At 31.3% G+C, this 15,020-nt stretch carries 16 protein-coding genes; 13 read left to right on the top strand and 3 right to left on the bottom strand.

Annotated elements, in window-relative coordinates:
• Position 1: 1 nt before the first annotated feature.
• From V1T75_RS11360 to V1T75_RS11420, 13 genes are all read left to right on the top strand, one after another.
• Entirely contained in the window at positions 2–193 is a 192-nt protein-coding gene (locus V1T75_RS11360; RefSeq protein WP_330488647.1) for a hypothetical protein, read from the top strand.
• 11 nt (positions 194–204) lie between these two features.
• Positions 205–411, top strand: coding sequence for a hypothetical protein (locus tag V1T75_RS11365; RefSeq protein ID WP_330488648.1), 207 nt, complete (start codon positions 205–207; stop codon positions 409–411).
• A gap of 11 nt (positions 412–422) precedes the next feature.
• Entirely contained in the window at positions 423–659 is a 237-nt protein-coding gene (locus V1T75_RS11370; protein WP_330488649.1) for a hypothetical protein, read from the top strand.
• Between the two features lie 30 nt (positions 660–689).
• Positions 690–908, top strand: coding sequence for a hypothetical protein (locus tag V1T75_RS11375; protein ID WP_330488650.1), 219 nt, complete (start codon positions 690–692; stop codon positions 906–908).
• 291 nt (positions 909–1,199) lie between these two features.
• Positions 1,200–3,386 carry a peptidase domain-containing ABC transporter gene (locus tag V1T75_RS11380; protein WP_330488651.1) on the top strand — a complete coding sequence of 729 codons (2,187 nt, stop codon included), beginning with the start codon at positions 1,200–1,202 and terminating at the stop codon, positions 3,384–3,386.
• An 83-nt stretch (positions 3,387–3,469) separates the two neighbouring features.
• Positions 3,470–3,676, top strand: a complete 207-nt coding sequence (locus V1T75_RS11385) for a hypothetical protein (RefSeq protein ID WP_330488652.1) — start codon at positions 3,470–3,472, stop codon at positions 3,674–3,676.
• An 18-nt stretch (positions 3,677–3,694) separates the two neighbouring features.
• Positions 3,695–3,862: a hypothetical protein gene (locus V1T75_RS11390; protein WP_330488653.1), complete on the top strand. Its 168-nt coding sequence runs from the start codon at positions 3,695–3,697 to the stop codon at positions 3,860–3,862.
• A gap of 64 nt (positions 3,863–3,926) precedes the next feature.
• A complete protein-coding gene (locus tag V1T75_RS11395) occupies positions 3,927–5,216 on the top strand; it encodes an HlyD family secretion protein (protein ID WP_330488654.1) in 1,290 nt (429 codons plus the stop codon).
• 82 nt (positions 5,217–5,298) lie between these two features.
• Positions 5,299–5,475, top strand: coding sequence for a hypothetical protein (locus tag V1T75_RS11400; RefSeq protein ID WP_330488655.1), 177 nt, complete (start codon positions 5,299–5,301; stop codon positions 5,473–5,475).
• A 27-nt stretch (positions 5,476–5,502) separates the two neighbouring features.
• Positions 5,503–5,718: a hypothetical protein gene (locus tag V1T75_RS11405; RefSeq protein WP_330488656.1), complete on the top strand. Its 216-nt coding sequence runs from the start codon at positions 5,503–5,505 to the stop codon at positions 5,716–5,718.
• Positions 5,719–6,146: 428 nt separating this feature from the next.
• Positions 6,147–6,857: a TIGR00730 family Rossman fold protein gene (locus V1T75_RS11410; protein WP_330488657.1), complete on the top strand. Its 711-nt coding sequence runs from the start codon at positions 6,147–6,149 to the stop codon at positions 6,855–6,857.
• Between the two features lie 104 nt (positions 6,858–6,961).
• A complete protein-coding gene (locus V1T75_RS11415) occupies positions 6,962–9,784 on the top strand; it encodes an aminopeptidase (RefSeq protein WP_330488658.1) in 2,823 nt (940 codons plus the stop codon).
• A 117-nt stretch (positions 9,785–9,901) separates the two neighbouring features.
• Complete coding sequence (locus V1T75_RS11420; protein WP_330488659.1) at positions 9,902–12,355, top strand: alpha-ketoacid dehydrogenase subunit alpha/beta; 2,454 nt, start codon at positions 9,902–9,904, stop codon at positions 12,353–12,355.
• 84 nt (positions 12,356–12,439) lie between these two features.
• On the opposite strand, the gene V1T75_RS11425 is transcribed toward V1T75_RS11420, so the two are convergent.
• The 3 genes from V1T75_RS11425 to V1T75_RS11435 are packed head-to-tail and all read right to left on the bottom strand — an operon-like array spanning position 12,440 to position 14,929.
• A complete protein-coding gene (locus tag V1T75_RS11425; protein WP_330488660.1) occupies positions 12,440–13,204 on the bottom strand; it encodes an SH3 domain-containing protein in 765 nt (254 codons plus the stop codon).
• Positions 13,205–13,259: 55 nt separating this feature from the next.
• The gene (locus tag V1T75_RS11430) at positions 13,260–13,652 is read right to left on the bottom strand and encodes a DUF3592 domain-containing protein (RefSeq protein WP_330488661.1); all 393 of its coding nucleotides are present in this window, start codon (positions 13,650–13,652) and stop codon (positions 13,260–13,262) included.
• Between the two features lie 5 nt (positions 13,653–13,657).
• Positions 13,658–14,929 (bottom strand): DUF2851 family protein, encoded by a 1,272-nt coding sequence (locus V1T75_RS11435; protein ID WP_330488662.1) that lies wholly within the window; start codon positions 14,927–14,929, stop codon positions 13,658–13,660.
• Positions 14,930–15,020: the final 91 nt, after the last annotated feature.

Genomic DNA, 15,020 nt, shown 5'->3' on the forward strand with positions numbered 1-15,020 from the left:
TATGAAAAAATCAATTTTAACCCTAGGAAAGGCTTTAAATAAAACAGAGCAAACTCTAATTAACGGAGGTAAAAAACAATGCGACAACCATTACCAATGCGGAAGTGGATATTGTTGTAATACTGCTGGTTGGTGTCAATTATTTGGCGACCAAGGAAATACAGGTTACTTATGTGACGGAAGTATAATTTAATAAAATTAAAGATGAAAAAATCAATTTTAACCTTAGGAAAATCTCTCAATACAGCAGCGCAAAAGCGAATTAACGGTGGAGGTTTAAAACCTAGAAGATGCTGTGACCCAGCATTGCAATGCTGTACAACAAGTCATGCCGCATTAAACAACCCTAGCTGTGGGGGAACTTATATTTCGGGTTGTCAATATCACCCAGCCACTAATTGTTGTATTTAATTCATAAGATCATGAAAAAAACAATTTTAAATTTAGGAAAGCCTCTTAACAAAACAGCCCAAAAACTAATTAATGGCGGAGGAGCTGTAGGTTTTTGTGGCGGTGAAGGCAGCTGTCCTGCTGGGCAATACTGTCAAGGAATATACTGTTATACAGAAGACGGAAACGGCAGCGACCCTGGTAATAACAACTGTACAGGTCCGTGGCAATTTTGCCCTAATGGCGGTATAAGCTGTACAGGCTGCTAACGAACCAATATAAAAATCAATATATTTTTTATGAAAAAACAAATTTTAACCCTAGGCAAGGTTTTAGGTAAAACACAGCAAAAACAAATTAATGGGGGGCAACCAATGCCTGATCCAAGATGCAAATGCTTCTGTTATTTAAATTCAACAAAATACACAACAGATTGTCAATCTTTATGTCCAAATGGAGACATCCCTGGAGTGTATGAGGGAACACCTACTTCTTGTTTTGGTGATTATCCTATGTAATTAATGATTGTTTTATTTAAAACACACCCATTTAGATTCTTTATAATGAGCGAGATTCAGTACCACAACTAACTTGGAAAAATTGGACATGTAGCAACTACTCCAAGTCAAAAAAGGTTTTTTTTCTAGTCGTAAATTCAATACAATGCTATAAAAAACATTTATTGTTCAGATAACACCTCTATAAACATACCTTAAAAAGTTATTGATTATTTAGCTCTTAGTAATTTTTAAAACTAGGTTAGAAATTGTATATTCCTGACCTAGTTATATATTATACCAAAATTGAACTTGAAAAAATTCCCAAACTATAAACAGACTGAAGCAAAGGATTGCGGTCCTACCTGCATAAAAATCATAGCCAAACACTATGGTAAAACTATTAATACACAACAACTAAGGAGCTTAAGTGAAACCACTCGTGAGGGTAGTAGTTTGCTCGGTTTAAGTGAAGCTGTAGAGTCTATAGGCTTCAAGTCTTTAGGTATTAAATTGGCTTTCAGTAAACTTAAAGAAGCCCCATTCCCATGTATTATTCATTGGAATAAAAATCATTATGTAGTTCTCTACAAAATAAAAAAGGAGCTCGTTTATATTTCTGATCCAGCTCACGGATTAATTACTTTTACTAAAGAGGAATTTATCCAACATTGGATTGGTAATAATGCTGATGAGAATACTGAAGAGGGAATTGCCTTACTAGTAGAACCAACTCCCAAATTTTATCAAGAAGAATTTGAAGAAGATGAAAAATTTGGTTTTTCATTCATCTTTAAATACCTCTATAAATACAAAAAATTTATAGCGCAATTAATAATAGGACTTCTTGCAGGTAGCTTACTTCAACTAATCTTACCTTTTTTAACCCAAAGTATAGTTGATGTAGGTATTAAAAACCAAGACTTGAACTTTGTTTACTTAATTTTATTTGCTCAATTATTTCTATTTATCGGAAAAGCTTCTTTAGAAATTATTAGAAGTTGGATTTTATTACACTTGAGTACTCGTATTAATATTTCTTTGATTTCTGACTTCTTTATAAAACTAATGAAATTGCCTATTTCCTATTTTGATGTGAGGATGACAGGTGATTTACTGCAAAGAATTAACGACCATAAACGTATTGAACGAATTTTAACCACATCATCTTTAACAGTTTTATTCTCTTTTTTCAACCTTATAATTTTTAGTTTGGTTTTAGGATATTACAGCCTACAAATCTTTGGTGTTTTTGTATTGGGAAGTGTATTATATTTTGGATGGGTATTGTTCTTCTTTAAAAAGAGAAAAGAACTTGACTACAAACGTTTTTCTCAAGTAAGTCAAGAGCAAAGTAAAGTTATTGAGCTTATTAATGGGATGCAAGAAATAAAACTCCACAATGCAGAAAGACGCATGCGTTGGAATTGGGAATATGTACAAGCACGATTATTCAAAGTAGCTACCAAGAGTCTTGCTTTAGAACAAACTCAAAGTGTGGGATCTAACTTCATTAATGAGCTTAAAAATATGTTCATCACCATCCTTTCTGCTAAATTAGTTATAGACGGTCAAATAACCCTTGGTATGATGATGGCTATTAGTTATATCGTAGGTCAGTTAAATGGTCCTATTACACAACTAATTAATTTCATGAGAGACATACAAGACGCTCAAATCTCTTTAGATAGATTAGGTGAAATACACAATATGGAAGATGAAGAAAAACCTAGTGATGAAAAAGTAACTACCATTCCTGAAAATGCTTCTATAAAACTAAACAACATTTCATTCAGATATACAGGGGGCTTAGAACCTGTTTTAAAAAATTTATCACTTGAGATTCCTGCAAATAAAACAACAGCAATAGTAGGAGTTAGCGGAAGTGGTAAAACTACTTTAATGAAATTATTACTTGGTTTTTATCAAGTTGATCAAGGTGATATAATGATCAACAACTTTAATCTGAAAAACATCTCTCAAAAAGAATGGAGGAGGAATTGTGGTGTTGTAATGCAAGAAGGATACATCTTTAATGATTCTATAGCTAAAAATATAGCTGTAGGGGAAGATTATATTGATAAAGAAAAATTAGCTCATGCAATAGATGTGGCAAACATTGGTGATTATATTGAAGGACTACCATTAGGATATAATACCAAAATTGGTAGCGAAGGTAATGGATTGAGTACAGGTCAAAAACAACGATTATTAATTGCCCGATCAGTATACAAAAACCCTAAGTTTTTATTCTTTGATGAAGCTACTAGCGCACTCGATGCCAATAACGAAAAAGTTATCATGGGAAAACTTAATGAGTTTTTTGCTGATAAAACAGCTGTAGTCATAGCACACCGATTAAGTACTGTAAAAAATGCGCATCAAATAGTGGTTCTTGAAAAAGGAAAAATTATTGAAAGAGGAAGTCATGAAGAGCTAATCAAACTAAAAGGAAGTTATTACCACCTAGTTAAAAACCAGCTAGACTTAGGTAAATAAGAATATTCACTCGCGAAGAATAGACACAAACCTTGAGTGTCTTTAAAGGTTCAGGGATTTAATCAAATTTAAATTATTTAAAAATGAAAAAATCAATCTTAAACTTAGGTAATGCTCTGAGTAAAATAGAACAAGAGCGAATTAAAGGAGGCAAAACAATTGGTTTTCCTTGTTCTAACTACTTTTTTTGTGCTTTAGATTGCCAAGAAGGAGATGTGTGTGCTGTGCCAAATGGTACGGGAGGAGCCAATAGAGGCATTATAAAAAATGGACAATGTTGTCCTGCTTAATTTTTTAAATAAATTACGATGAAAAAATCATTTTTTAAGCTTGGAAAAGTTTTAAACAAAGGAGAACAAAAATTTATTAATGGCGGTTATTCTTGTAAGACAGAAAAAGATTGTTACGATCAACAAGGTCCTGGAGACCCTTTAACTCCATGGATTTGTTATAACGGAACTTGCATAATATCCTAAATTAATTTATTTCATTGGTGCTCTTATCTTATCTGAATGTAAGAGCACTTTTATACATTCTAAGATGCCAAACAATACTCAAGACATAGAAATTAGAAGTGAAGAAGTTCAAGAAATTTTAACCCATGTACCAAATTGGATGATTCGCTGGGGGAATACATTATTACTTGGGCTTATAGTAATGCTATTATTCATTTCTTGGTTCGTAAAATACCCGGATGTTATATCTGCTGAGGTGATGGTTACTACCTCAACACCCCCTGAGAAAATTTATGCAAAATCAACAGGACAATTTGAAACCTTTTTAACTAATGAAGGTAAAAATGTTTCCGAAGGAGATATTTTAGCTGTTATTGAAAACAGTGCTTCATACAAAGATGTTTTACTATTAAAGAGTATTGTGGATACAATTAAAATAAATCAACAAAATTTCTTCTTCCCTATCGATAAAGTTCCTCCTTTAATTTTAGGAGACATAACTTCTAGTTACTCACAGTTTGAAAATGACTACTCCGAATATGTTTTAAACGAAAAATTAACTCCGTTTAAATCTGAGAATTTTGCAAATCAAATGTCTGTTATTGAAGCTAGGGGGCGATTACAAATTCTATTATCTCAAAAAGAGTTAAACTTAAAAGAATTAGATTTTAAAGAAAAAGACTTAGAACGCAGCAGAAAAATGTTTAGTCAAGGTGTTATTTCTGCTAAGGAAAAAGATCAAAAAGAAATTGAGTATTTACAAGCTAAACGCTCATACAAAACTCTTGAATCTTCAATTTCACAAATACGAGAATTGATTAACAATTCTGCGAAAAACTTAGAGGGGACTTCTATAAAAAAAACACAACAAGATACTCGTGTTAAAAAGAAAGCTATTCAATCTTTGCTATACTTAAAAAAGGCGATTAAAGATTGGGAAAAACAATATGCCCTTACTTCTTCAATAAACGGAAAAGTTTCCTTTTTGTCTTTTTGGAATAAAAACCAAACAGTTAATACGGGAGACTTAATATTTACTATTATTCCAAACAAGGGAAACTCATTTATTGGTAAAATTGAAGCACCAGCTGCTAATTCTGGTAAAATAAAGAAAGACCAAAAAGTTCAAATCAAATTATTAAATTATCCTTCTGATGAATTCGGAGAATTAAATGGAAAAGTTAAATCTATTTCACTTATTCCTAATGAAAAAGGTAATTATATAGTGGATGTAGAACTTCCTCAGAATTTAGAAACTACTTATAATAAAACTATTCCTTTCAGACAAGAAATGAAAGGTGCAGCAGATATTGTAACTGAAGACTTACGTTTGATAGAACGTTTTTTCTATCAACTTAAAAATATTATCAAATAAAAAATTCTTTCGCGAAGAATAGACACAAACCTTGAGTGTCTTTAAACTGTTCAAGGATTAATTAATACCAAATTTTTTAATCATGAAAAAATCAATTTTAACCTTAGGTAAGGCTTTAGAAAAAGCTGATCAAAAACAAATTAATGGTGGGTCTAATGGCTTTTGTTATCAAGAAGGTCGTAAATGCTGCCAAAATACATCTTGGGGCGTTTTTTGCGATGCTGGTAGATGCGACAGATATGGTTGCTTCTGGTACTAAATTCATAACCCTCTAAAAATTTCAATTATGAAAAAATCAATCTTAAACCTAGGTAATGCTTTAAGTAAAGTGGCTCAAAAACAAGTCAAAGGCGGAACCAAATTAACAACACCAGGAGAGTGTGATGCCATAGAAGGCAATGTTCCTTACGGTTGTCCTTGTAAAAGTAACTGGTGTGCTGCTGGCTTGCGCTGTGACACAGCACAACAAAGTCATTTAGATGGTATTTGCGTTTATAGCTAACATCTTTTTTAAACATGCATAAAGTTTCGAAACTTATTCGAAGCTTTATGTTTCTTTAACATAAAAAATCAATCTTAAACTCATAACTCACTTGAAGCAAAGCTGAGCAAAAAATTGTAAGATCGTGGTAACTTACTCCATACGCTCCTTATGGTAATTTACTAAAAAGACACAGTAAGGTTGCCAAGCCATAATTTTTAAACACTAACTACAATAAATTGTTACTTCTTTCTTCTGAAGGGAAGGGTTGTCTTCTAGCCTAAATATAATATTCGCCTTTACTCGATTACTCAATCAAAAAACAATCTTTTTAAAGGAGTTTTTCTTTTATCTTTTTTTCTAACACCAAAAACCACTAAATTAGCAGGCTTGCTAAAAATCAAATTTTAGCGATTTAATTTGTTATTTAATATAAAAGTAGAAGAATTATGAGTCCGAACGATGACAGAAAAATTAGAGAAAAACTACAGCAAAAAACCTGGAACGAAATAAAAACAAATGATTCTTGGGCAATATTTAAAATTATGTCTGAGTTTGTTGATGGGTATGAAAAACTAAGCAAAATTGGACCTTGTGTGTCTATTTTTGGATCTGCTCGCACAAAAACTGATGACCCTTATTATAAATTAGCTGAAGAAATAGCCTATAAACTAACACAAAATGGTTTTGGAGTAATTACTGGTGGAGGTCCTGGTATTATGGAAGCGGGTAATAAAGGAGCTCATCGAGGCAAAGGAACTTCGGTAGGCTTAAATATTGATCTTCCTTTTGAACAACATGACAATCCATGGATTGATAGTGATAAAAACTTAAATTTCGATTATTTCTTTGTTCGAAAAGTAATGTTTGTAAAATATTCTCAAGGTTTTGTTGTAATGCCTGGTGGTTTTGGTACAATGGATGAGCTTTTTGAGGCAATTACTTTAATTCAAACTAATAAAATTGGTCGTTTCCCTATTGTTTTAATTGGTAAAAAGTTTTGGTCTGGTTTGTTAGATTGGATTAAAAATACTTTAATTGAAGAAGGTAATATTAGCGAAAAAGATTTGAATTTATTTAGAGTTGTAGATACTGCTGATGAAGCTGTTGAACACTTTAATAAATTCTATGCGAAATATCAGCTGAAACCAAATTTCTAAAAATATTTATCTTTAAAGCTCGTTGTAATTCCAACGAGCTTTTTTATTTTCACAGGGTTTATGAAACACATTTTGTATACCCTTTCTTTAAACAAAACCTTATATTGAAACAGAAAGTACTCCTCTTATTATACGCTACCTTCTTGTATTGCTTTAAAATAGTAGCGCAAGAAAACTCTGTTGAAATAAAAGCTAAACTAGATACTAGCAATGATTTAATTCACATTTTACAAAAAACAACTTTTTATAACCACTCTTCAGCAAACTTAAATCGTGTTTTTTTACATAACTGGGCCAATGGTTTTAAAAATGATAATACTCCTTTAGCTAAGCGTTTTATTGAAGACTACAAAAAAGCTTTTTACTTTTCGAAAGAAAAAGATAGAGGTTATAGTAAAATAAGAAACTTAACTGTAAACTTTAAACAAGTTTCGTTTAAGGAAAGAAAAAATCAGCAAGATATTATTGAGGTATTTCTTAACAAACCTTTAAAACCTAAAGATAGTTTAATAATTCGTACCTCCTATTCTGTAAAGGTTCCAAATGCAAAATACACAGGATATGGGAAAACAAAAACTGGATACCATTTACGATTTTGGTATGTAACTCCTGCTGTATATGATAAAAAATGGCAACTGATGAGTAACTTAAATTTAGACGATTTATACGAAGAGCTCTCTAACTACTCCATTTCTATAAATATTCCTAAAAATTACCACATAGAAAGTAATTTATACCAATATAAAACTGAACACAATAATTATACGAACTATTATTTAGTTGGCGCTAAAAAGAAAGACATCATACTTCATATTGATACGGTTAAAACTTTTAAGTCTTTTAAGCTAAAGGATAAAGAAATAAAGACCGATGCCTATCTTAAAAAAATTCCAAATGAAGAAACTACCCAAATTATAAATAGACAAATACAATTTATAGAAGACTTTATAGGCAAACACCCACACCCTGAAATTTTTGTAGATTCTCGAACTATTAATAAAAATTCATTGCATGAAATTTATGGGCTTCCTAGTTGGTTAAAACCCTTTCCTAAAAATTTTAGATGGGAAACTGGATTCTTTAAAGCACTTACCCAAAAATATTTTGATGATATCATTATTCAAAACCCTAGAAAAGATTATTGGTTAACTGATGGTTTGCAAACGTTTTTAATGATGGAATATGTAAAAAAATATTATCCAAACGTTACTTTTCTGGGAAAATACTCCAAGTATTGGCCTATAAAAACCTACAACATTGCTCAATTAAAACAAAACGATAAATACCCACTAGTATATCAGTTCAGTTCTCGTAAATTTTATGACCAAACTTTAACCACCTCTAGCGACTCTCTTTCTAACTTCAACAGGAAAGTTGTTAGTAAATACAAGGCCGGTTTAGGAATTAAATATTTATACGATTTTGTAGGCGATAGTATTTTAAAAAAATCTGTTAAAGAATTTTATACTCAAAACCAATTAAAGCCCTCTAATAGTAAGTATTTTGCGAACATACTTCAAAAGAATACTTCAAAAGATTTGCAATGGTTTTTTGGAGATTATCTTACTACCGACAAAAAAATTGATTATAAAATAAAAAAAGTATCCTACTCTCAAAACAAAGACTCTCTATTGGTTACCATCAAAAACAAAAGAAGTTTTAATGCTCCTGTTGCACTATATGGTATTCAAAAGAAAAACATAAAATTTAAAACTTGGGTTACAAATATAGACTCTACCAAAACAGTAAAAATTAAAAGGGGTGACTTTAATAAGCTTGCTTTAAATTATGAAAACAACTACCCTGAATTTAATTCTCTTAACAATTTTAGAAATGTAAATAATAGCATTATAAGCAAACCTATTCAGTTTCGTTTTTTTAAAGATTTTGAAAACCCTTATTACAATCAACTATTTTATTATCCTGATATTAAGTATAACTTGTACGATGGACTAATTCTTGGTCTTAACATAAATAATAAATCGCTAGTTAATCATAATTTTCAATTTAGCATAACCCCTAACTATAGTCTAAAAAGTCGAAACCTTACAGGATCTTTCGCTATAGGATACAACCATTTTTTAAGAGATTCTAAACTTTACAAAATACGATATGGTATTTCTGGAAGTAATTTTCATTATGCCCCCGAGCTAGGATACAACACTCTAAGTCCATTTATTAGTTTTCAATTTAGAAGAAACACCCTCCGTGATATAGGTTCAAAATTCTTAATCGCTCGTATGGTAAGTATTGATAAAGAAGTAGCTCCGAATACTACACAAGGTGATCAAGACAAGTATAACATTTTTAACCTACGCTATATAAATAATACGTTTGATGCTATACACAGAATACGGTATGCTGCTAACCTAGAAATAAATTCTAACTTCAGTAAAATATCAACCGATTTTCGTTACAGAAAGTTTTTTACTGCTAACGAAAGCTTTGAGGTTCGGTTTTTTGGTGGACTCTTCCTTTCTAACAAAACAACGGGAAATTACTTTAGCTTTGGATTAAACCGTGGAAATGATTATTTATTTGAACAAAATTTATTTGGTCGCTCGGAAAACGACGGTATTTTTAGTCAGCAATTTGTCGTTGGCCAAGGAGGTTTTAAGTCTAAATTTAAAGAACCTTATTTTGCTAATCAACTTATAACATCTATTAATACTAGTGTAAGTGTATGGAAATGGGCTGAAATTTACAATGACGTTGCCATGTTAAAAAACAAGCATACCTCTCCTAAGTTTTTTTATGAAAATGGAATTCGTTTAAACTTCCTTCCAAATATTTTTGAATTCTATCTCCCTATTTACACTAACGAAGGTTTTGAAATCAATAAAAGAGCTTATCCTACTAAAATTAGATTCATCATTACAACAGATATTGATAGAATTTATAACTTTATTAGAAGAGGCATATTATAGATACTTCAATAAAATTTGTTTTTTCCTCTTTTTTTTGAAAAATATTCAATGAAAATAGAAATTTTTAAATTTCAACTAAAAAAGCTATCTTTGTAACCATACCTAAATTAGATGATTATGACGCAAAATACCGAAATAGCTAATACTCAACAGCTTTCTTTTCAAGATTTTAAAAATGAAGTTTTAAAGGACTATAAAACTGCTCGCATTAGTCGAGAATGTAGTTTATTAGGAAGAAGAGAAGTTTTAACAGGTAAAGCTAAATTTGGAATTTTTGGAGATGGTAAGGAAGTACCACAATTGGCTATGGCTAAAGCTTTTCAAAATGGAGATTTTAGATCAGGTTACTATCGTGATCAAACCTTTATGATGGCTATTGGAGAGTTGACTCCACAACAATTTTTTGCTGGCTTATATGCACATACTGATATTGATGTTGAACCAATGTCTGCCGGTCGTCAAATGGGAGGGCATTTTGCTACGCATTCTTTAGATGAAAATGGAAACTGGAAAAATTTAACAGCTCAAAAAAATTCATCCTCAGATATTTCTCCTACTGCTGGTCAAATGCCTCGCTTATTAGGGTTGGCACAAGCATCTAAAATTTATAGAAATGTTGAAGGTTTAGAAAAACACACTAATTTTTCAAACAACGGTAACGAAGTTGCTTGGGGTACTATTGGAAATGCTAGTACCAGTGAAGGTTTGTTTTTAGAAACAATTAACGCCGCAGGTGTTCTACAAGTTCCAATGATAATGAATGTTTGGGATGATGAGTATGGAATTTCTGTACATGCACGTCATCAAACCACTAAAGAAAGTATTTCTGAAATCTTAAAAGGATTCCAACGTGAAAATGAAAGTAACGGATATGAGATTTTCGTAGTGAATGGTTGGGATTATGTTCAGTTAATTGACACTTACAACAAAGCTTCTAAAATTGCGAGAGAACAGCACATACCTGTATTAATACACGTAAAAGAATTAACGCAACCACAAGGGCATTCTACTTCAGGCTCTCATGAGCGTTACAAATCAAAAGAACGTTTACAATGGGAACAAGAATTTGATTGTATTGCACAAATGCGTAAGTGGATTTTAGAGTTTGAACTAGAAAATGAAGAGGGAGAAACTTTAAAATTTATTGATTCTGAAGAAGATTTAATCAATATTGAAAAAGAAGCAAAAAAAGAAGTTAGTAAAGCTAAGCGCGACGCTTGGAGTGCCTATACAAACGAAATAAAAGCAGAAGTAGCTGAAGCCATTTCTTTACTAGAAACCATTGCCCAAAAAAGCAACAATGGATCATTCATTACAAAATATAAAAATGATTTAGCCGCTATTGCTGAACCTATCAGAAAAGATATTTTAGTAGCTGCTCGTAAAACGTTACGTTATTTAAGAGATGAAGATTTTGCTGAAAAAACAGCACTGAAAAACTTCATCCAAACATCAATTGATAAAGCAGCTGTAAAATATTCAGCACATTTATTAAGTGAAACAGAATTAGCTACTGAAAATATTCCTGCAGAAGCTCCAACCTATGCTTCAGAAAAAAATATCGTAGATGCACGTATTATTATGCGTGATAACTTTGACGCTATTTTAGCAAAACATCCTGAAGTATTAATTTTTGGTGAAGATGCTGGGTATATAGGTGATGTAAATCAGGGACTAGAAGGTTTACAAGAAAAATTTGGTGAGTTCCGTGTTTCTGATACAGGTATTCGTGAAGCGACTATTTTAGGTCAAGGTATTGGTATGGCAATGCGTGGGTTGCGTCCTATTGCCGAAATTCAATATTTAGACTATTTACTGTATGCTTTACAAATTATGAGCGACGATTTGGCTACGTTGCGTTACCGTACTTTTGGGAAGCAAAAAGCTCCGTTAATTATCCGTACCCGTGGACATCGTTTAGAAGGAATTTGGCATTCAGGTTCACCAATGGGTGGAATAATAAACAATGTAAGAGGAATTCATGTATTGGTGCCTCGTAACATGACGAAAGCTGCTGGATTCTACAACACCTTATTAGAAGGTGACGATCCTGCTTTAGTCGTAGAGTGCTTAAACGGATACCGTTTAAAAGAAGAATTGCCAACAAACTTAGGAGATTTTAAAACTCCAATTGGTGTTGTTGAAACAATCAAGGAAGGAAACGATATTACCATTGTTTCTTACGGTTCTACTTTACGAATCGTTGAAGAAGCTGCTAAAGATTTAGCACAAGTAGGTATAGATGTAGAAATTGTAGATGCGCAAAGTTTATTACCTTTTGACTTGAATCATGATACCGTAAAATCGGTAGCTAAAACAAATCGTTTATTAGTTGTTGACGAAGATGTTCCTGGAGGAGCTTCAGCGTATTTATTACAAGAAATTGTTGAAAATCAAAATGGTTACAGACATTTAGATAGCAAACCACAAACCTTAACTGCTAAAGCTCACAGACCTGCCTATGGTACCGATGGAGATTACTTCTCTAAACCATCTGCAGAAGATATTTTTGAAAAAGTATACGAAATTATGAACGAAGCAAACCCTGCTAAATTTAAAAGTTTGTATTAATAACTATTTTTTCAAAATAGATTAAAATAAAAAAACGATTTTAGAATATTCTAAAATCGTTTTTTTATTTAGTTATTTATAAATTTATTCTGCCACCTTCTCTACAGCCTCCTCTGTTGCTGCTTCTTGAGCATCTAAAGGTTGATTTTTTGACTCGTAATCTTCTATTTTATTCTCTATAACTGTAATAAACTTAGAAGAAGATAAATCTGAGTTATTGATAACATCTTTCAATGCCTTTATTCTTTCTGTCATTGTTGGTTGAGTATTTGCTATTCCCGCAAATTTAGCCGTTGCTATATCAATTTGATCATTTGTAATGTTAGAAGTTTTCACCCAACCTTCTTCAATATACTTTCCTTCAGACCTTTTTCCTTTAACCTTAATCCAATCTCCTTGAGTTTCAGTTACAGCAATGATATCCATAATGCTGTATTTTTTTTCTGTCTTGGTAAGTAAGTCTGGTCTTTTATAAACAACAGCTTCTTCTAACATAGCTCCCACTTTACCATTAACAGCTAAAAAAGTAGATCTAGTCCATCCTTCTTTTCCGTCAATCAACTTTACCTTGTAATACTCCTTCTTCGAAACAGAATCTATAGTTTCATCTCCTGTTAAGCTTACTTTTTCACCTAAGCTAATAGAGGTTATCCATTTCCCTTTAGCTGAAGCACTTTCTCTAATAGATAGTTTATCTAATAAACAAATTGCTGAAGTTGATTTTTCTTCTTTTTCACTAATAGATTCTTCAATTGTTGAAGCTTCTCCATTGTTTTTTGAATTTTTGTTGTCTTTACAACCTACACAAATAGTAGATACTAATGCAATAGCAATTAATACTTTTTTCATTTTTATAAATTTTTGTCACAAATATATCATTTTATTAATTAATCTGATATGCTTTTTATATTGATACTACTACAGCTATAACTGAAATTAAAAACAAAAAGGCTGTTAAAGCGACTGGAAAAAAATAATGCTTCAGATTAACAATAGTAGCTTTACTCATATCCTTTTTATGTACATAAACCTTTATCGTTTCTCCTTCCATGCAATGCATTTTAAACATATGCTTTTTTGCTTCGCTATTCTCCGTGCGTTCGTATAATTTTCCTTTTACAGTATAGTTATATGTTATTTTTGCTGTTGGTACTCTAGTTTTTATTCCTATAACTTCATACTTTACATCAACAACCTTTCCTTTAACCTCTAACCCAAACTTAAAAAGAAGATAATTACGTAATGTATAAACAAATACTATAAGAGACAAAATACTAGTTATAACTACTAACATCATATTCTTTATTTTTTTAATAACTTACTTCCTATAGCACATTGCAAACAACGTTTTTCTGCACAATAATTGTTTTTTAATTCTAATAAAGCTTGAGATTCAAAAGCATTCTTTGCCTTGATTTGTAATACTGCAAACTTACTTATAATTGAATTATTTTCTGGTTTCAATTGTTGTATTAATTGTAACAAACCTTCTTCATTAACCTCTCCTATGGCCTCTTCATAAACAAATTTTAAAGGAATAATTGTATTAATAATCAACAAATCTATAAGTGATTTTGTAAGTCTTTTAACTGATTTTTTTGATTCTGATTCAAATGTATAATGTGTTTTCCAAAACTCATTTACTTCAATTGTAAATAAATTATAAAAATCCTCTATTTTATTTACATCCATTACCTTTGAAAACAAACTTTGATATTTGTTATATAGCCCCACTAATTGCGCTATTCTAACCGTAGGAAAATTGTTCGGTCTCATTCTAAAAAACTGAAACCTATACTTAGCCATTGGCTCTAATTTGTATTTGTGTTTTAAGTAAGTATACTCATTTTGCAACTGTTGGTAATAACTATCTTCGATTTGGTCAACCAAAAAACCTGCTTGTCCAAATAATAAGGCAGATAATTGCTCTTCATTGAATTGAACTTTACGCAACACTGAAAAATTAAACGATTGTGCTAGTTCTAAAAAAGCCGCTCTATTAACTTTCAATCCAAAATTCTTAGCTAACAACTGAAACAACACCGTTTCATAATCATTATTTGATTTTTGTAACAGCTCTTTTATTACTACCGATTTATTCTCTAATCGTTCAAAGTACAAACGTTCTAACCAGTTATTTAATAAAAAGGAATTGATTTCTGCTATTTGCTTTTCACACGGAATCCAGCGTTGTTCTTTTAAGAATAACCTCCGATAATTTATCAACACTTCTTTTTGAACAACATTTTCTAATGCTACGGTTGGTAATGGACGGTTATTTTTCATAAACACCTCTGTATCGTGTTCCCATACCACATGTAAAATGACTGCATCATAATTTTTATCCTGTTCATGATGATGGGCATACCAGTCAGACGACTTCACATGAACTTCAACATTTCCTACCCATAGCTGATTATCAATCTTTAATTTTGAATTTAAAAAATCAGCCCCAGTATTGCTATTATAACTCCCAGAATCTAAAATTTCAACAACTTTTCCTTTTACTGATATTAAGTTTCGTTTGCTAAATAATTTGTATTGCCATAAATAATGTAAAAATTCTTCTTTCATATGCTTTCTTTTTCATTCTCAATGTACAAAATATTTCTATGATGCTATCAATATTAATTATTCAAAGTATTTTTAGACAACTTTTTATTCC

The organism is Tenacibaculum sp. FZY0031, assembly GCF_036350695.1.
Taxonomy (GTDB): Bacteria; Bacteroidota; Bacteroidia; order Flavobacteriales; family Flavobacteriaceae; genus Polaribacter.

Excerpts from the sequence above, each read along its gene's own strand:
- V1T75_RS11430 (WP_330488661.1), bottom strand. The coding sequence starts at position 13,652 with ATGATGTTAGTAGTTATAACTAGTATTTTGTCTCTTATAGTATTTGTT.
- V1T75_RS11360 (WP_330488647.1), top strand. The coding sequence starts at position 2 with ATGAAAAAATCAATTTTAACCCTAGGAAAGGCTTTAAATAAAACAGAG.
- V1T75_RS11390 (WP_330488653.1), top strand. The coding sequence starts at position 3,695 with ATGAAAAAATCATTTTTTAAGCTTGGAAAAGTTTTAAACAAAGGAGAA.
- V1T75_RS11395 (WP_330488654.1), top strand. The coding sequence starts at position 3,927 with ATGCCAAACAATACTCAAGACATAGAAATTAGAAGTGAAGAAGTTCAA.
- V1T75_RS11400 (WP_330488655.1), top strand. The coding sequence starts at position 5,299 with ATGAAAAAATCAATTTTAACCTTAGGTAAGGCTTTAGAAAAAGCTGAT.
- V1T75_RS11385 (WP_330488652.1), top strand. The coding sequence starts at position 3,470 with ATGAAAAAATCAATCTTAAACTTAGGTAATGCTCTGAGTAAAATAGAA.
- V1T75_RS11365 (WP_330488648.1), top strand. The coding sequence starts at position 205 with ATGAAAAAATCAATTTTAACCTTAGGAAAATCTCTCAATACAGCAGCG.
- V1T75_RS11405 (WP_330488656.1), top strand. The coding sequence starts at position 5,503 with ATGAAAAAATCAATCTTAAACCTAGGTAATGCTTTAAGTAAAGTGGCT.
- V1T75_RS11410 (WP_330488657.1), top strand. The coding sequence starts at position 6,147 with ATGAGTCCGAACGATGACAGAAAAATTAGAGAAAAACTACAGCAAAAA.
- V1T75_RS11420 (WP_330488659.1), top strand. The coding sequence starts at position 9,902 with ATGACGCAAAATACCGAAATAGCTAATACTCAACAGCTTTCTTTTCAA.
- V1T75_RS11375 (WP_330488650.1), top strand. The coding sequence starts at position 690 with ATGAAAAAACAAATTTTAACCCTAGGCAAGGTTTTAGGTAAAACACAG.
- V1T75_RS11425 (WP_330488660.1), bottom strand. The coding sequence starts at position 13,204 with ATGAAAAAAGTATTAATTGCTATTGCATTAGTATCTACTATTTGTGTA.
- V1T75_RS11435 (WP_330488662.1), bottom strand. The coding sequence starts at position 14,929 with ATGAAAGAAGAATTTTTACATTATTTATGGCAATACAAATTATTTAGC.
- V1T75_RS11370 (WP_330488649.1), top strand. The coding sequence starts at position 423 with ATGAAAAAAACAATTTTAAATTTAGGAAAGCCTCTTAACAAAACAGCC.